This is a genomic window from Paenibacillus wynnii, from assembly GCF_030812855.1.
Classification (GTDB): domain Bacteria; phylum Bacillota; class Bacilli; order Paenibacillales; family Paenibacillaceae; genus Paenibacillus_AQ; species Paenibacillus_AQ wynnii_A.
This window is the reverse complement of the sequence record NZ_JAUSTK010000040.1, coordinates 1-17,330: the sequence shown is the minus strand read 5'-3', so window position 1 is coordinate 17,330 and position 17,330 is coordinate 1. Positions and strand designations below refer to the sequence as shown.

At 44.6% G+C, this 17,330-nt stretch carries 14 protein-coding genes; 7 read left to right on the top strand and 7 right to left on the bottom strand.

Annotation, left to right across the window (positions count from 1 at the left end; genetic code table 11):
* Positions 1-4 precede the first annotated feature (4 nt).
* The 6 genes from J2T20_RS23785 to hflX all read left to right on the top strand — a co-directional run bounded on the left by J2T20_RS23785 (position 5) and on the right by hflX (position 7,561).
* The gene (locus J2T20_RS23785; protein ID WP_307592203.1) at positions 5-907 is read left to right on the top strand and encodes a glycosyltransferase family A protein; all 903 of its coding nucleotides are present in this window, start codon (positions 5-7) and stop codon (positions 905-907) included.
* A 53-nt stretch (positions 908-960) separates the two neighbouring features.
* A complete protein-coding gene (locus J2T20_RS23780; protein WP_307592201.1) occupies positions 961-2,013 on the top strand; it encodes a glycosyltransferase family 2 protein in 1,053 nt (350 codons plus the stop codon).
* Between the two features lie 30 nt (positions 2,014-2,043).
* Entirely contained in the window at positions 2,044-3,165 is a 1,122-nt protein-coding gene (locus J2T20_RS23775; protein WP_307592199.1) for a polysaccharide pyruvyl transferase family protein, read from the top strand.
* Positions 3,140-4,678, top strand: coding sequence for a lipopolysaccharide biosynthesis protein (locus J2T20_RS23770; RefSeq protein WP_307592197.1), 1,539 nt, complete (start codon positions 3,140-3,142; stop codon positions 4,676-4,678). The genes J2T20_RS23775 and J2T20_RS23770 overlap by 26 nt, the downstream gene beginning before the upstream one ends.
* Positions 4,679-4,689: 11 nt before the next feature.
* Positions 4,690-5,928, top strand: a complete 1,239-nt coding sequence (locus J2T20_RS23765; RefSeq protein ID WP_307592196.1) for a glycosyltransferase family 2 protein — start codon at positions 4,690-4,692, stop codon at positions 5,926-5,928.
* A 367-nt stretch (positions 5,929-6,295) separates the two neighbouring features.
* Positions 6,296-7,561, top strand: a complete 1,266-nt coding sequence (hflX, locus tag J2T20_RS23760; protein ID WP_307592194.1) for a GTPase HflX — start codon at positions 6,296-6,298, stop codon at positions 7,559-7,561.
* Between the two features lie 82 nt (positions 7,562-7,643).
* Here the strand turns inward: hflX and J2T20_RS23755 are convergent, their stop codons facing one another.
* The 4 genes from J2T20_RS23755 to J2T20_RS23740 form a co-directional block, all read right to left on the bottom strand.
* Positions 7,644-8,378 (bottom strand): protein-glutamine gamma-glutamyltransferase, encoded by a 735-nt coding sequence (locus J2T20_RS23755; RefSeq protein WP_307592192.1) that lies wholly within the window; start codon positions 8,376-8,378, stop codon positions 7,644-7,646.
* An 84-nt stretch (positions 8,379-8,462) separates the two neighbouring features.
* Positions 8,463-9,203 (bottom strand): hypothetical protein, encoded by a 741-nt coding sequence (locus J2T20_RS23750; RefSeq protein ID WP_307592190.1) that lies wholly within the window; start codon positions 9,201-9,203, stop codon positions 8,463-8,465.
* A gap of 901 nt (positions 9,204-10,104) precedes the next feature.
* Positions 10,105-10,614, bottom strand: coding sequence for an SRPBCC family protein (locus J2T20_RS23745; protein WP_307592189.1), 510 nt, complete (start codon positions 10,612-10,614; stop codon positions 10,105-10,107).
* Between the two features lie 31 nt (positions 10,615-10,645).
* Entirely contained in the window at positions 10,646-10,975 is a 330-nt protein-coding gene (locus J2T20_RS23740) for an ArsR/SmtB family transcription factor (protein ID WP_307592187.1), read from the bottom strand.
* 470 nt (positions 10,976-11,445) lie between these two features.
* On the opposite strand from J2T20_RS23740, the gene J2T20_RS23735 reads away from it, so the two are divergent.
* On the top strand, positions 11,446-12,408 hold the full coding sequence (locus J2T20_RS23735) for a GGDEF domain-containing protein (protein WP_307592185.1): 963 nt from the start codon (positions 11,446-11,448) through the stop codon (positions 12,406-12,408).
* Positions 12,409-12,489: 81 nt separating this feature from the next.
* On the opposite strand, the gene J2T20_RS23730 is transcribed toward J2T20_RS23735, so the two are convergent.
* The 3 genes from J2T20_RS23730 to J2T20_RS23720 all read right to left on the bottom strand — a co-directional run bounded on the left by J2T20_RS23730 (position 12,490) and on the right by J2T20_RS23720 (position 16,836).
* Positions 12,490-13,749, bottom strand: a complete 1,260-nt coding sequence (locus J2T20_RS23730; protein WP_307592183.1) for a PucR family transcriptional regulator — start codon at positions 13,747-13,749, stop codon at positions 12,490-12,492.
* Positions 13,750-13,934: 185 nt separating this feature from the next.
* Positions 13,935-15,068 (bottom strand): alanine dehydrogenase, encoded by a 1,134-nt coding sequence (ald, locus tag J2T20_RS23725; protein ID WP_307592182.1) that lies wholly within the window; start codon positions 15,066-15,068, stop codon positions 13,935-13,937.
* Between the two features lie 538 nt (positions 15,069-15,606).
* A complete protein-coding gene (locus tag J2T20_RS23720) occupies positions 15,607-16,836 on the bottom strand; it encodes a Zn-dependent hydrolase (protein ID WP_307592181.1) in 1,230 nt (409 codons plus the stop codon).
* Positions 16,837-17,330: the final 494 nt, after the last annotated feature.

Below are 17,330 nucleotides of genomic sequence, written 5' to 3'. Positions count from 1 at the left end.
GTCCATGCAAGGATTGTCAGTGGTAATCTGCACGAGGAATCGGGTACAGGATCTGACACGGTGCATTCATTCTATGACTAATCAAAACCTAAGTGCACACCACAACATTGAAGTTATCATCGTAGATGACGGCGATCTACCCATGCAGCAACTTGACGAGTATCAGTCTATTTTAGACGAGAACGGTTATTCTTTTATCTACTACAACAAGAAGAACCCGGGATTGTGGCTGTCCAGAGTGAAGGCGGTGGAATTAGCCACCATGGACACGATATTGTTCCTTGATGATGACGTTGAGATTCCGGACCATTATTTCTCCACCTTACTTCAAACCTACCGCGATCATCCGGATTGTGTAGGTGTCGGCGGCGTAGCTATCGGAATGACAAACAGCTTTTTGGGCACTATTCGATGCCTTCTCTCGTTTCAACAGTCCCTATTCAGTGGAAAACTGTCCCTGAGCGGTCAAGCCGGTTCCATGTACAATTGGCACAAGGCTAGGAGAACCTTCAAGACAGAATTTCAGCACGGCTGCAATATGTCTTTTAAGAAAGAGGCTATTCAAGATCTGAAGCCGGTCCCTTGGTTAAAGAGCTACAGCGTCGGCGAGGATATCCTCATGTCCCGAATTGCACTGAATAAAGGCCAGCTTTATATCAACCCCGAACTTAAGCTCATTCATCATGAATCACCGGCTTCCAGAGATAATCTGGAGGATGTCGCTTACACCCGGGTACTTAACCACGTCCATCTGCTTAAAGATAAAAAGTCAGGACCCATAGGTTACCTTGCATTGTTATGGACAACACTCTACTTGATTCTCAGAGAGCGGCCTAAGAAGAACTATCCTGCCATTAAAGGCTACAAAAAAGGCCTAAAACAAATATTCTCAAGACAACTGATTTAAGTAATCGTCTGCCGCGTAATTTCCCGTTCTTTTTCAAAGAAAGGAGTGTTCAAGTGAATTTAACCATTGTGGTTCCTGTGTACAATCTGGAAAGTCATGTGGCCCCGATGCTGGATTCACTTCTTCACCAAAGTGAAAAACAATTCGAGGTCATTATTGTCGATGACGGCTCTACCGATCAGACGTATAACACTATTGATGCCTTTATGGCGATTCACCCTTCCCTGCAGTGCAGGATCCTAAGAACAGACAACCATGGAGTAAGCGCTGCCAGAAATACAGGCTTATACGCCGCTTCCGGGAAATATGTGATGTTTCTGGACGGTGACGATTACGTTTCAACAGACCTGGTGCAGACCCTTCAGACGAATGTAACCGACCGGGAGCCCGACATCATTTGTTGGGGATATAACCTGGTTAGGGAGGATCAATCAACGATTGTCAGCTTCACTTCAAGTTTAAACCACATCACGGGCATTGAAGCGTTACAGCAGATTTTCGTCGAAAAAAGTTTGCGGATCTGGACCGGAAGTATTGCTTACAAGAGAGACTTCCTGCTGAAGCATGAAATCCAATATACAGAGCAGTGTATAAACGGCGAAGATCAGGAATTTATCTATAAAGCCTTGTCCAGAGCATCTAAAGTAACTTCCCTTCCGGAGGTCCTATCCTTTTACCTGCAGCGGGGTTCCTCGATCTCCAACAGCTATAATGTCAAAAAATTCGATGTTGTGGAAGCTTTTAAGCGGGTGGATGCGTATTTCAAGGCCCATTTCTCCGGCGAATTAAAACCCATATCTGATCTGCTGTTGAACAGGGAAATGACAGAGAACTACTTTTTCAACCTTAATACCTGTCTCAGCAGCACTCAAGGCGTACGGATTCAAGATTTACTTCAGGATATTGATCAGACGTACCCGAAGCTCACGCAAGAAATGCATGGAATCATGAAGCATTATAACGGAGCTGACAAGAAACTGTCCTTTCAGATCAAGGCCTTCCTGTTCTCCCCCGTGTTATATCAGAGGTTCATTCATTTGGATCGAAGCATTATTCATTTGAAAAGCAGAATCAAGACAGTGATCAAGGTTCAAGCAAACAGCTAGGGTGAATTGAGCCGGAAAGGAGATGGAGCGATGAAAAAAATATTGATATATGCCTATACGGAGTTCAATTTGGGTGATGATTTATTCATTAAGGTTGTTTGCGAGCGATATCCGGATGCCCGATTCGCCATCCTCGCTCCGGGAAAGTATAAGCTTTCCTTCAAAGACCTGAAGAATCTCCGGGTATACGCTTCGGATTCCCTCTGGATCAGAGGCATTAACTTTCTATTCAAAAAAATAAAGCAGCCGGATTTCATGCAAAGGTTTCTGGTGAACCATAGTGATGGAATCGTGCATATCGGCGGCTCCATTTTCATGCAGGGGGAGTACTGGAAAGAGTATTTCCACAAAGCAGAATCGATCCGGAACAAGTCGAAACCCTACTTTTTACTGGGTGCTAACTTCGGTCCCTTCACAGATGACGAGTATTATCAGACGCATAAGGAGCTCTTCGCGCAATATACGGATATATGCTTCCGCGAGGAATATTCCTATCAGCTGTTTGAGGATCTACGAAATGTACGATTGGCGCCCGACATTATATTTCAGCTCACTCCACCGAAAGAACAGGCTAAGGAGAATTACGTGGCTATATCCGTGATCAAGCCGTCCTCCAAGGGTTTGGGCAGTTACGACCTGCTCTATTATGAAAAAATGAAAGAAGTTGCAATGTATTGCATTCAACAAGGCTTTGAGGTGCATTTCCTGTCCTTTTGTGAGCATGAAGGGGATCATGAAGCGATTGAACAGATCGTGAACCGACTGCCGCAGGAGTTCGTTGGTCGAACCCGAACACATTTGTTCACAACAAACATTGAGGAAATTCTGTCTGTGCTTGCCGAATCAAGCTTTGTTGTAGCCTCCAGATTTCATGCAATGATCCTAGGCTGGGTATTCGAGAAGCCGGTCTTCCCGATCGCCTACAGCAACAAAATGATCAATGTCATGCAGGATGCAGGCTTTACAGGCTTATACACCGACTTCAAAGGTATGGAAGACCTCCAGCCGGAACAGGTTTTTAACAGCTTTCATACCAACGGAATCGATGTATCCGTACAGGTTATACAAGCAGAGAGACACTTCGAGAAGCTTGACTCATATTTATCGCTTCTGGGCAGGAGGACTTATGAGAGCAAAACGGAGTATTCTTAACTTGTCCTTTGGGCTAGGAAGTCAATTCATCACCATCTTTCTCGGTTTCTTTATTCCTCGGCTGATCATGGTCAACTATGGCTCGGAGGCCAACGGATTAATTGCTTCGATCGTCCAGATCATCAGTTATTTGGCTCTTCTGGAAGCGGGTGTCGGGGCAGCCTCCCTACAAGCACTGTATAAACCGATAGCTCAAAATGACCGGAGCCACATCAACTCTATTCTGGCAGCTACCTCCAGCTATTATAAAAAAACAGGGGTGTACTACTTTTTCGCGGTATTAATGATAGCTATCGTGTATCCGCTGGTGATCCATTCGGAGATTAATAAGCTTAGTATCGTGTTCATTATTTTATTGACAGGGCTGGGCGGGGCAATTAATTACTATTTTCAAGGGAAATTCAGAATTCTCCTCATCGCTGAGGGAAAAAGCTATATTGAAACCTCCATCGTTACCGCAGCCAATGTCCTGAACAACGTGGTGCGCATTATCCTGTTATTGCAAGGCGTCAACATTATTGCGGTTCAAGCTTCCTTCTTCGTGCTGACCCTGCTGCAAATTGTCGTATTTTATGTATACATGAAAAAGAATTACAAATGGATCGATTTAAGCCTGAAGCCTGATTTTGCAGCGATTGGACAAAAGAACTCGGTATTGGTTCATGAAATCTCCTATTTGGTATTCAGAAACACAGATGTACTCATTCTAACCCTATTTACCAATTTGAAAATTGTCAGTATCTATGTCATGTACAACATGATCTTTACGATTGTAGACAACGTCGTCCAAACCGTGAATGGCAGCGTGAAATCCGCCCTTGGGCAAAGCTATCACGAGAGCAAAGAAGCCTTCCTTAAGCTCTATGATGCCTTCGAAGTGTATTTCATGGGGTTGATCTTTGCCATTCTCACTGTGGCTTACATTTTAATTCTGCCCTTTATGCGGTTGTATACCGCCGGTGTAACCGATGTGAATTATATCAATTTCTGGCTGCCTGTGTTGTTCGTAGCGATTAAGCTGTTAACCAATGTAAGAACTTCCGCGAACAATGTGATTACGATAGCCGGACACTTTCAGAAAACGCAGAATCGATCCATCCTGGAATCGGCGATTAATTTAATAGCCTCCATCGTGTTCGTTCTTTTCTTTGGGATATACGGAGTTTTGCTGGGGACCATTGCAGCCCTGTTATACCGTTCTATTGATATCGTTATCTATGCTAATAAAGTACTGCTGAACCGGAGCCCTTGGGTAACCTTCAAAAGATGGTTCATGAACATAGGCGTCTTTTTAGTCATTATTGCGGTTACCGAAACGATGAATATGAACATCTCCTCCTATATCGAAATTATCGTCTGGGGGGCGATCTTGGGAATTGTAATTCTCCCTATCTATTTCTTGATCTCCTCCTTGATGGAGAAATCCGTCTTCCTGTATGCTTGGGACCATTTCAAAGGGTATCGGGCGAAAATGAAGCGTAAGGTGAATTCCGGATCTAAAGTAAGCGTGTAGGAGGATTGATTATGAATCATAGCGAGGATTGGCAGCAATCGTATGACGAGTTATTGGATCAGCTAACGGATACTCTTAACCCTACTGCAACTAATTTAGAGACTTTATCCGGGGTTGTTCAGGCTTTTTTATGGGGGAAAGCCTCAGAAGATACCTTGCTTTACTACCTGTCAGAGCAGTTCCATGTGGAGAAAGAGCAGCTTCCTGAGCTGGTGATGGGTCTTGTGGACATGAAACGTAACTTCCCTCCACCGGAGAATAACCCATCGGCAGCTAGTCTTGAAGCTGAACTTCCGAAAGTCAGCATTATCATTACCACGTACAATCGAAAAGAGTTCCTCAATCAAGCGATCCAAAGTATTCTCATGCAGGACTATCCCCGTAAAGAAATTATTGTGATTGATGATTGTTCTACAGACGGCACTGATATTCTAATGAAGCAAAGTTTTGGCGGAGACGCGCGTGTAATCTATATGCGTAACGAAAAGAACCGCGGGCCAGGCCATAATCGGCGCTTAGCCTTTGCTGCACATGCTGATGGGGAGTATATCCTCTTTTTAGATGATGACGATTATCTGATTGACCGGAGTTATTTAAGCCAAGCGGTGGATTTTCATCTCCTCCATCCTGAAACATCTTTTGTGGCCGCAAATGTATTTCTTAAATACTCGCAGACCGAGCAGTTGAAGATCTCCAGTCTGGGACTTAGTGAAATCATCAACAAACAGGATTATTTCATGAATTTTGAGCAAAAAGGGTATCCCAAGCCTGCTTCCACCCTAACCACCGTCTTTAAGCGTGAAGCTTTGATCCAAATGGATATCCTGAATATGAATATGGTCAATGATGCCTCCATTTATCTGCGTTCATTACTTATTGGAGATGCCGGATTTATAGATGTGATTGCGGGTGTCTATCGAATCCACGGGAACAATATTACGTTCAACTTAAGTCAGAGTTTTCTCATCGAGAATTTGGAAGAGAAAATGCTCATTAAGAATATGGCGATTGAACAATACGGTTACAACGCAAAGGAAATGAATCAATGGTTCAACCATAATGTCTACGATACCATCTATTATTACCTTATGAATTCAGCCAAAAGCTACAAGGATTTCGAGGCGATGTATGTATGGGCCCACACCCATTGCCCGGGCATTTACGACAGGTTAAGACGTGAATTCCGCGTGAAATTAATGAAAAAGCAGTTGTTAAGGGTATCTCTTATCCGCACTTTGCTTAAAAAATAAAGAAACCTCGCCACTACATTGCCATATAATGGTCATCGTGGTAAAATCGTTTTAACTACAGGAACGGAGGGGTTAGGTGTGATAGATTATATCCGAGTTAGAACTTTTCGCGGCTAAACTAAATAGCGCAAGAAGCTCTGCCGCTGTGCAGAGGACTCAGGATTGGTCTATCCATTTAACCCCATAGAAGCTTACGAATAACCTGCTGCTCGCCGGTAAGATCACGTATGATCTTGCCTTTCCGAGCCTTTCTTTGGTGTATTCATTCTATGTGAATTTCTGAGTCCTCTACAGATACTGTAAGCACAGGCAGATGGCCTGTGCTTTTTTGGGTCTACTTTTCAGTACCGAGAGGATGAATAATAATATGGAATCTATACAGCAAAAAGCAGTAATTGTGGGTGTCCAGCTCCAAAATGATACCAACTTCGCCTATTCAATGGAGGAGCTGCGTAATTTGGCTGCCGCCTGTGATCTAAGGGTCACGGGAGAATTAAGTCAAAAGGCCAGCCGCGTTAACCCTTCCCATTATATTGGAACCGGTAAAATTCAGGAGTTGTCTGCGCTCTTAGAAGCGGAGGATGCCCCCATTGTTATATTTAATGATGAACTTACTCCTTCCCAGATTCGTAATTTGGAGTCTTCATTGGATCGACAGGTCATTGACCGGACGATTCTGATCTTGAATATCTTTGCGGAGCGGGCCAAAACCAAGGAAGCCCAACTCCAAGTCGAAGTGGCCCAATTACAATATATGCTGCCCCGTCTGACCGGGCTGCGTGAATCTTTGGGGAGACAAGGCGGAGGCGCCGGATTAAAGAATAGGGGCGCAGGTGAAACGAAGCTGGAGTTAGACCGCAGAAGAATTGAAGAACGAATCTCAGCCCTGCAGGTGGAGCTTCAGCACCAGGTGTCCAGACGTCAGATTCAGCGGAAGCAGCGCCACAAGAATGAAGTGCCGGTCGTCTGTCTAGTAGGTTATACCAACACCGGCAAGTCCAGCTTAATGAATGTGATGGTAGAAACCTATCACCCAGGCTCCAACAAACAAGTGTTTGCCAAGGATATGTTGTTTGCGACGCTTGAGACATCCGTACGCAGCATCATGCTGCCTGATCACAAAACGTTTCTACTGACAGACACCGTCGGATTCGTCAGCCAGCTTCCCCATCATCTGGTTAAAGCTTTCCGCTCTACGCTCGAAGAGGTGACGGAAGCCGATCTGCTGATTCACGTAGTCGATTATGCCGATCCCGAGTATAAGCAGCATATGGCGGTAACTGATGAGACCTTAAAGGCGCTGGGTGCGGATCAAATTCCGACAATCTACGCTTACAACAAGGCCGATTTAACGGAGCAGCCTTATCCGCTTGTCCAAGGGGACTCTGTCTATCTCTCCGCCAAAGAAAAAAGCGGAGCCGAGGAGCTTACTCAACTGATTCGAAGTCATGTATTTAATGACTATATTCAGTGTGAGATCCTGGTTCCGTTTGACCGCGGCGCAGTCGTCTCCTATTTCAATGAGCATGCCCATGTTCAATCGGCCAGCTATGAAGAAGAGGGAACCCGGCTTACATTGGAATGCAGGGTTGCCGATTACGAGAGATTTCGGAGCGATTTCATAGAGATTTAAAACCGCTATGGACCCATGAAAATATAAAGAGAGTATTCCATCGGCCATAATTCGGCTTAGAATACTCTCTTATATGGACATCTTATCGTTTCATCTTATGGATATAGCTTTGGGTACCGATTCTGGAGAATATTGTAGACTCCAAATTCCTATGATCTACCGGCGAGGGCTCTCTTCCTAGAGACAGTGATTGCAAATACGCAAAATCCGGGTGCAGTGCTTCATTGGTCAGATAAGACGAAGTTACACTTCCGGGAAATCTTTCTTGATTAAGGGAATCAATGATCACCTCTGCTGGCGCTATACCAATTCCATGCCCGTAATACAGGCCGCCTTCAAGCATAATTGCGTTCTCGCCTTGCCATTCGACCTTGTCAGGGGCATGGTCAGGATTTTTGAAATACACCACATCTCCTGGGGAAGCTTCAGATATATGATGGGTGGCGATTAACCGCAGGTTGCTGTCATAGTGCCAATCCCACAGGAACAAATCTTGAAAATACCTGTTAAACGCATTCTCTCCTATAACCTCTATCGTAGCCCTGTACAATACAATTACCATTGCAGTCCCACACTCAAAGGCATATAAATGCCCGTTTCGAAAGATGTCGGAAAGTCCGACTGAAGGGAGAACTCCCTTCTTCAGCAGCAAACCTCCGTTAGCTGTCCGCGTCCAAAACTGCGGATTCCCGCGGGAGTCTTCATAAACGGCGAAATCCGCTCCGCTCGCATTCAAAGCAGCCGCCGCCTCCATAATGGCAGTCCTCATCTTCCGCTCAAAACCCATTACATCAGGATGTTGATAATAATACGACACCGCAATTCCCCCTTCATGATGGAGTTCCCCCAATATAGGTTAGTGTACGTGTCGGGTCTTGGGTTGGTGCGGAGTAATAATTACTTATGGCGTCCATTGATCATGGATAATACCTACAAGTATATGGTCTTGACCGATTTTTTCAAATACCAATCTAAGGCTGCGCCAATCCATCCCTTCGAACTTAGGATCAATCCCGGCAATATGGTACTCGATGAAGTCGTAGCTATCTTTAGGATAAACTTCATTTAAATTATTGATTGTTGTACCTTGTCCAAGCCCCTTATTTAATGAAATCTTGGCATCCTTTATAAAATCCGCATCATAGACGAACCGCTTATGGTACTCCGCATACGGCATCTTGATCAGCTCACCAGATCCGGCGAACGTCCGCCACACAAGTTCCTTAGGATCCTTCATCAATCCCTCTACCTCATCTCTGGTAAATACGAGATCGGTTTTTGTATCGACATATGCATAAGGAGAGAACCTAACACCCTTCTCGCGGTGCACCCAGGATGCCAGCGTACTCATGTTGCCTGACATTAGAGCAGATATTACAGTTTTTGCTGCTTCCAAGGCCGTTGGCGGCTGCCCTTCCTCCGGTGCCTCCTCAGTTTCTTGTGGCTCTATGGTTTTTGAAGGCTCTATAGTCTTTTGAGGCTCAACAGTTTTTTGTGGCTCGGCCGTTGCCTCTGTCACTTGGGGCTGCTCCAGTGTTTGCCCCTTAGGTTCTGGCTCTGTATTTGGCGTTCCGTTACAGGCGGCAAGCAGCAGCATGATGATCCCCAAGAAAATATATCCACCTTTTCTCATTCTGTACATGACCGCGCCCCTTTCCCTCACCTTATCTTACCTTTCCAAACGTATATTACCCTAAAAGGTTGCAACCTAAAAAGGCGTATTCACCTATCAGGGGCTGAATTGTTGTAGAAAGTACAGGAATTGGTGGGTAACGGGGGGGTTGGGCGCTGAATTGTTGTAGAAAGTGCAGGAATTGGTGGGTAACGGGGGTGTTGGGCGCTGAATTCTTGTAGAAAGTGCAGGAATTGGTGGGTAACGGGGGTGTTGGGCGCTGAATTGTTGTAGAAAGTGCAGGAATTAGTGGGTAACGGGGGGCTTGCGAGCTGAATTGTTGTAGAAAGTGCAGGAATTGGTGGGTAAGGGGGGGGTTGCGAGCTGAATTGTTGTATAAAGTGCAGGAATTAGTGGGTAACTGGGGGGTTGCGAGCTAAATTGTTGTAGAAAGTACAGGAATTGGTGGGTAACTGGGGGGTTGCGAGCTGAATTGTTGTATAAAGTGCAGGAATTAGTGGGTAACGGGGGTGTTGGGCGCTGAATTGTTGTAGAAAGTACAGGAATTGGTGGGTAACGGGGTGTTGGGCGCTGAATTGTTGTAGAAAGTACAGGAATTGGTGGGTAACGGGGTGTTGGGCGCTGAATTGTTGTATGAAATGTAATATTCGGTGCGAGAGAGGCATTTTTAATGGGCAAATGTTGTTTTCTATACATCAATTCTCGTTGAAGCAAGAAAGGGGTGTCTCAAAAGCAGATATTTTTGACGAATGAGATAGTTTTGTACTTCAAAGGTACAAAAGAAACCTCTCCTTTGAAATGGTTGTGTGATAACTCCATTTTCACCAAAGAGAGGGCCGTCCCAATAGCCATTTGCATGGCTTTTGGGACGGCCCTCTCCATGTATTGGTTACAACTGAACCTTATAGGGTTATTGTATCGACTGCAAATGCTCTTCAAGACGATCCCAAGTTTCCGAAATCCCTTGTTCCATCCCCATATCCATAACGGTTTGGAGGGCTTCCGGTGAAACGTATTTAGAACGGCTGATAAGCTTCGTTTGGCCATCCTGCTCCTCAAGAATCATCGTAACATGCGAGGAAGGCATCCCTTCCGTTTCATTACCTTCGGCATCCGAGAAGTAGTCCACATAGACAATTGATTCTCCCTCCACGATCTCCTCGTAGATAGCCTTACCCCATGACTCCATTCCGTAAAATTCACCTTGCTTCTCATCTATACACTTCATGCAGTAATGCCAAATACCGCCCGGGCGAAAATCAATGTTGCAAACGGGAAGGATCCAGCCGCGCGGTCCCCACCATTGTTTAAGATGCTCAGCCTCTGAGAAAGCCTTGAATACCAGCTCGCGCGGCGCATTAAAAACCCGCTCCAGAATCAGTTCCTGTCCTTCTACCGAGGTGATCATTTTGTTAGACATCTCAAATTCCTCCTGAAAATCGATTTTTAAATCAATTATTCTCTTTGGATTGCAGCTTCTGCAGATAGGCCTCCAGATTGTCAAATCGTTCATCCCAGACCTTTCGATAGGTTTCTAGCCATACATCAAGGGCTTGAAGCGGCTCGACTCGAAGCTTGTAATTACGGCGATTGGCGACGGCCTCTACCTCCACTAATCCTGCCTCCAGCAGGACACGCAGATGTTTGGAAGCTTGCGGCTGCTGTAACCCCAGACGATCTGCGATTTCTCCTACAGTCAAGGGACCCTTAACACTAAGCAAGAGCTCCACAATTCGTAAGCGATTCGGTTCAGCCAGTGCACTAAATGTTGTTGTTTCCATGAGTTTGATGTTCCTTTAACCATACTGTTTTATCCTAAAGCACTTACTTACAAACCAAATATACCACAACGGGAATATTCCTGTAAAGGAATATTATTAGTCACCCCTCAATCCCCGATACAAAATATCTTTTCTTTACTAAAAAGTATTGGAGTATAATAGTTACAATACTTTAGGGGGAAGGAAAGTTCGTAACTATGTCGAAAGCAAGGATTTTCGATTTTTTGTTATTTTTCATTTCCATAGCCATTGCCTGGAATTCAGGGCGCATTACGATCCCTGGCAACACTTATCTGATAGCTCTGCTGGTGTACTGGGTTTTTTCCAGTATTTATTATCACCTGCGCATAGTAAGCACCAACCGCAACTCAAACATAGAATATGGGATCAGTTACACTGCCTCCTTGAGCATATTTTCCGGTCCTCTAGGCGTCTTTATATTCGAATCCCTTTATAGGGTCACTGTATATTTGTATAAAAAACTCACCAAAACGGATGATCCCGAGGAATTTCTGGATACCTTTTACAACATAGGCTCCTTTGCCTTAACAGGTTCGATTTCCTATTACTTGTACCAATATTTGTACCCTGGTTTTTCAAGCTTTCCATTTGGCTTCTGGCTATTAATCTTTCTGCTAACTGTAATTTCTAGCGTATTATCCTCTACTTTTATTTCGATAACCTGTTGGATCTCAAGAGATATCACTACACGTCAGGAAATCATTAACCTTTACATCGGGAACAGAAGTATGTTGGATATGGGAAAAATAGCCCTTTCAAACGGACTGCTACTGTTATTCCTCCAAGAAGGGAATTGGGACCGATTAATTAGCGTGTTCCTGCTGAATTACATTGTAAGCCGTTCTTTTTATTCCAAATCTCAAAGTGTTCAGAATAAGTTTGAACGGGACAAGTTCGAGCAAATGGCTTATCAGGATTTCTTGACGGGCACCTTCAACCGTTCTTACATGGATAAGACAATGAAAGAGCTGGAACAAGGCGAAGAGTGGATTGGCGTTGCCGTCGCAGATATCGATAAATTCAAAAAAATTAATGATGCCTATAATCATGCCGTGGGTGATCGTGTCATCCAGCATTTTGCTGATACCTTAACCTCGTTCCTAAATAATGATGATTACTTATTCAGAAGCGGCGGTGAGGAATTCACTCTTTTCATGAGAAATAAAACCTTTGAGCAAACCCTTTTTTTAGTAGAAGAGATTCTGCATGGCATTGAAAAAAGCACAGTCAAAGCCGAATATAAAGATCAAAATATAGAAATTACCTACACAGCTTCTTTCGGCTTATACTACTATAAAATCAATCCTAAGGTATCTATAGAAAAGGCATATGTCAATGCGGATCAGCTGCTGCTGGAATCCAAGGTACTTGGCAGAAACAGGGTTTCATCGAAGCTTGAGACTGTAGAGTAGTGCAGCGTTAGGGCTTTAACAATAAAAGGCGATAAGACGCACCTCCGTTACTCGGCAGCGTGGTCTTATCGCCTTTTTATACTATTCCCTGTTTTCCACAAACCACTCGTTCAACTGCCCGGTCTCCTCCGTCAATAGATCCAAATACATCGAGGTTCGGTAATCCGTGTCCTTCAGGCTTTTGCCTGTAATCTCTGCGATCCGGTTCAATCGATACATCAGCGTGTTGGTGTGGATATGCAAAAAAGAGGCGGATTCTTTTAGATTGCCGTTTAGGGATAAGTAGACAGCCACTGTTTTTAAGAAATCGCTCTTATGTTCGCGGTCATGTTCCTTAAGAAGATGCAGCAAAGGGCTTTTGCGGGTCTGAATTCGTTTATGCTCCATAATTGCCGGAAAATAAGCCCATAATCCAATTTCCTCATACAACAGTAAATCCCGGCCGTGAAAGGGCAGCAGCTTCTTGATCTTAAGAATAGAGACTGCTTCCCGGTAGGCACTGGAAACTGACGTATATTCGTCATAATCATGACTGCAGCTAGCCAATATCTGACAGCCTTCACTCTTAGATAATTCTTTCACAAGCTTACGCATAAACGAGGAAAGGGCATGGGTACCCCCGATAGTAAAGGTGAAGCTGAACAGAATAATTAGGCGGTCGTGCTCCGCTGTAAGCAGCAGCAGACGAAGCCCGGGATAGGAGGCCACAGCTTGGCGAACCTTGAGAACAAAGGCATCATCGATCACTTTAGTAGTCTCAAATACACCGATATAATAGTTATTCGGCAGCAGAATCGACCATGCTTCCGCTTCCTGCTTGATCGCCGGCTCTGAATCATAATGCGAAGTCAGCAGCTTCCAGAAAAAATCCTCCTGCGTTTTCTCCTGCTTCATTTTCCAGCCCCGCTGCTTCAACAGATAACGACCGGCAATGCCGGCGGCCTTTTCTATTATGCTCTCCGCATGTCCATCAGCCAGATTTCCGGTATCCACAACCCATATATAACCTAGAATTTCTTTTTGATGCTTAATACATATAGCCAGTCGGGGACCTAGCCCCACCTCCATAACAGCAGGAATTCGGATCGCATGCACGGCGGTCTCAAGCTGCTGCATGACACCCTTTTTGCGTAAACCAATAATCACATGGTTAGGCACACGCTTGCCTATAATCGTGGAGATTCTTGCGGGATCACTCTCAAATTGATGAGAACTATATCCAATGACGTGATGGTTACTGTCTTCTATGGTGACTTGAGACTGAAGTGCTTCACTGATGGTATCCGCAAGGGATTCCATGCTGTCAAAAAATCGATCAAACGATGAATCTGATCCTGTCAAATGTCCCCACCCCAACCTGAAAAATAGCCGAATCTAGCAATAAAGAGTGATTTTATTATAGTATGATTTATCCTAAGCTGACTATATGACATGAAAAAAAGAACAGCCCACGGTATGATTGGACTGTTTCTAGGTTACCCTCATATTCTCTTTTATTGTTTATTTCATTTCTATTGGTTCTATATTTATATTAAAGTAGGCTCTTGCTCCAAGGCCTGCTCAACCGTGTAATACTCTTCCCCAAGAGCTTCTGCTACGGCTTCGCAAGTGATCTTCCCATTAGCTACATTAACACCGCTTTTCAGTCCTTCATTGTCTTCAATAGCCTTAACCACGCCTTTATTAGCAATTTGCAGGGCATATGGAATTGTAACATTCGTTAATGCAATAGTAGATGTTTTGGCAACTGCACCCGGCATATTGGCTACCGAATAATGAAGCACGCCGAATTTCTCAAATACCGGATGATCATGTGTGGTAATTCGGTCAATCGTCTCCACGATACCACCTTGGTCAATCGCCACATCGACAATAACGGAGCCGGGTTTCATACTCTTAACCATCTCTTCGGTAACCAATTTAGGAGCCTTAGCACCCGGAATCAGCACAGCGCCTACCAACAGGTCAGCTTCAGCAACCGCTTTGGCAATGTTGAAAGGGTTGGAAATCAGCGTATTGATTTGTGATCCAAAAATATCATCCAGCTGGCGCAGTCTCTCTGCACTCAGATCAACAATAGTCACATCTGCTCCCAAGCCGATCGCCATTTTGGCTGCATTAGTACCCACTACACCGCCGCCGATAATACTGACTTTACCTCTGCTGACCCCGGGAACACCGGAGAGAAGAATGCCTTGTCCGCCGTAATTCTTTTGCAGAAACTGGGCTCCCAGCTGTACGGACATGCGTCCGGCCACTTCGCTCATAGGTGTTAACAGCGGCAAAGTACGTCCATCTACCACCGTTTCGTAGGCAACACCGATCACGCCATGCTGTTGAAGCGCCGCTGCCAGAGCAGGCTCGGGAGCAAGGTGCAAATAAGTGAACAATATTAAGCCTGGACGGAAATATTCATATTCGCTCTCCAGCGGCTCTTTTACCTTAATGACCATGTCGGAAGCGCCCCAAAGTGTTCCGGCATCCTCAATTAGCTTGGCTCCAGCCAGCTCATACTCTTCATTCGGGAATCCACTGCCCAGACCTGCACCTGTCTCAATCAGAACCTCATGCCCTGCTCTAAGTAGAGTAACTACACCAGCCGGTGTTATGCCTACACGATTTTCGCTGTTTTTAATTTCTTTAGGAACTCCAATAATCATTTTAATCTCTCCTGTCTTGTGTGTATCTCTTATGTGAAGAATCATAACATATGAATTCTTTTTTCAATTTGTTAAAAAAGAAAAACATTATCTGTCATGATTGTGTTTTTACACAACGGGGCTATTTATTACAAATACTTAAACAAAAATGGATGTCCGGTAACTAGCCGTAACTACGGTGAATGTTTGGACTTTCGGTCGCTGTTGTCTCCAGATTTCTTTAATCGTACCGCTGATCGCGGTTGAAATCCGGGGACAGCTCATGCTTTCGAAGCGATCTTTCCTACGGAAAGCTTTTGGGCGAACGCTGTCGCTCCTACAGTTCCAAACTTCTCCTACGTTACTTTTCACCTAGACACCTTTGTTTAAGTATAAAAAGATAAACAACCCGCTCAATGAGCGGGCTGTTAGGTGGAACATGAAAAGCAAAGCCTATTGTGCATAAAGGTAACATCAAGTTCAAACTAAAGTAAGTGAAGGGATGTTTAGTCTCACAAACATAACATCAGTAATGGGTCCGATTTACATTCCTGCTTCTTCAATAAGAAGATAACAAAGACAGCACCGTTTCCAGCAGGACATTTACACCCTTCTCACAATCCTCATAGGAGGTGAGTTCTTCCTCACAATGGCTTTTACCATTTACACTGGGCACAAATACCATCGCGGATGGAAGAAAACTGGCTACGAACTGCGCATCATGACCCGCACCGCTGGCCATTTTTTTATGGGAATATCCTAAGCTCAATGCTGCTTGCTCCACCCGGTTGCAAATGTCGGGATCAAACCATACCGTATCACGGCCCCAAAGCTTGGTTGCTGTGACTTCACATTCCCCTTGCAGCGAGGGTAGACCTTGAATGATGGCTTCGACTTCGTGAACCACATCCATATCCTTATGTCTGGCTTCAACCGTAAAAATCACTTGATTAGGGATAACGGTATGAATATTAGGCAGGACGTTCATGCGTCCCATGGTATAGACCAATTCGGAATCAAGTTCCCCCAACTTGCTGCGCAGCTCTGTAATTAGATCATTCGCGGCAAACAAGGCATCCTTCCGCATCTCCATGGGTGTTGTGCCCGCATGATCGGATTCACCGGTAACTTCAATCTCATAACAAACCATGCCCACTACACAATCCACCAAACCGATGGTTAAATTCTCTCTCTCTAAGACAGGACCCTGTTCAATGTGAAGCTCCAGATAAGCGGTGGCTTCCTGAATTCGATTCGCAGAATCACCTGCATATCCGCTTGCTTCGAGCGCCTGCTGAAACGTAGTTCCTTCCGGGTCTTTTTTGCCTAACATTACGGCCTTATCAAATTTTCCAGACAAGACACCGGATGCCATCATCGAAGGCTCAAATCGAGCTCCCTCTTCATTAGTAAAATTCATAACGGTAATTGGAATCTCAGGCTTAACCCCATGATCCACCAGAGTTCGTACAATCTCCAATCCGGCGATTACTCCAAGCACACCATCAAACCGTCCGCCCTTTTTTACAGTATCCATGTGCGATCCAATCACGATAGGTGGTTTCTCCTGAACACCCGCAAGTGTCGCATACATCGTACCCATATCATCAACCTTCACCGACATTCCCAACTCTTCACAACAAGAACGGAAGTAACTCCGGACTCTGATGTCTTCTTCTGATAAAGAGAGCCGCGTCACACCATTGTTGTCCGTACGGCCAAAATCCGCAAAGGTCTCGATGGTATTCTTCAGTCGCTCGCCGTTCACGGTTAACTTTCTCAACTGCATCACATCATCTCCGTTCGAACAATTAGGTAGATTAAAAACAAATAACTGCTTTCTATATATGTTATACCAATAATAAATATTTTCACTTTACATAATGTAATAATTATTTTTTGGAATGAGGCATTTTATGTTACAAGACAGGGGTAAACGGGGTTTTTTGAACTGTATGTGATGAACTAGAGATTTTGCATTTAAGGAGTCAGCCGTAACTACGGGAATGTTTAGACTTTCGGCCGCTGTTATCCCCAGATCTCTTGGAATATACCGCTTCTCGCGGATGAAATCCAGAGACAAAGAAAACCGAATCATAAGGAGGGAGGCGGTCGCTATCGCTCCTACAGTTCCAAACTCCCCCCTTCATTACTCTTACCTTTTTCATCAATTAATTCTTTAGTTCATGTGAACTACCCTCCACTTAAACCAAAGGTTTTGAAGTGGGGGCTTCGAAAGAAAAAACTTTTTCTCTTTTATTGCTGATTCATCCACAGAGCCAA

What these genes read in the sequence shown, in the direction of transcription:
- J2T20_RS23785 (WP_307592203.1), top strand. Translation starts at nt 5, where the DNA reads ATGCAAGGATTGTCAGTGGTAATCTGCACGAGGAATCGGGTACAGGAT.
- J2T20_RS23775 (WP_307592199.1), top strand. Translation starts at nt 2,044, where the DNA reads ATGAAAAAAATATTGATATATGCCTATACGGAGTTCAATTTGGGTGAT.
- J2T20_RS23770 (WP_307592197.1), top strand. Translation starts at nt 3,140, where the DNA reads ATGAGAGCAAAACGGAGTATTCTTAACTTGTCCTTTGGGCTAGGAAGT.
- J2T20_RS23765 (WP_307592196.1), top strand. Translation starts at nt 4,690, where the DNA reads ATGAATCATAGCGAGGATTGGCAGCAATCGTATGACGAGTTATTGGAT.
- hflX (WP_307592194.1), top strand. Translation starts at nt 6,296, where the DNA reads ATGGAATCTATACAGCAAAAAGCAGTAATTGTGGGTGTCCAGCTCCAA.
- J2T20_RS23750 (WP_307592190.1), bottom strand. Translation starts at nt 9,203, where the DNA reads ATGTACAGAATGAGAAAAGGTGGATATATTTTCTTGGGGATCATCATG.
- J2T20_RS23745 (WP_307592189.1), bottom strand. Translation starts at nt 10,614, where the DNA reads ATGTCTAACAAAATGATCACCTCGGTAGAAGGACAGGAACTGATTCTG.
- J2T20_RS23740 (WP_307592187.1), bottom strand. Translation starts at nt 10,975, where the DNA reads ATGGAAACAACAACATTTAGTGCACTGGCTGAACCGAATCGCTTACGA.
- ald (WP_307592182.1), bottom strand. Translation starts at nt 15,068, where the DNA reads ATGATTATTGGAGTTCCTAAAGAAATTAAAAACAGCGAAAATCGTGTA.
- J2T20_RS23720 (WP_307592181.1), bottom strand. Translation starts at nt 16,836, where the DNA reads ATGCAGTTGAGAAAGTTAACCGTGAACGGCGAGCGACTGAAGAATACC.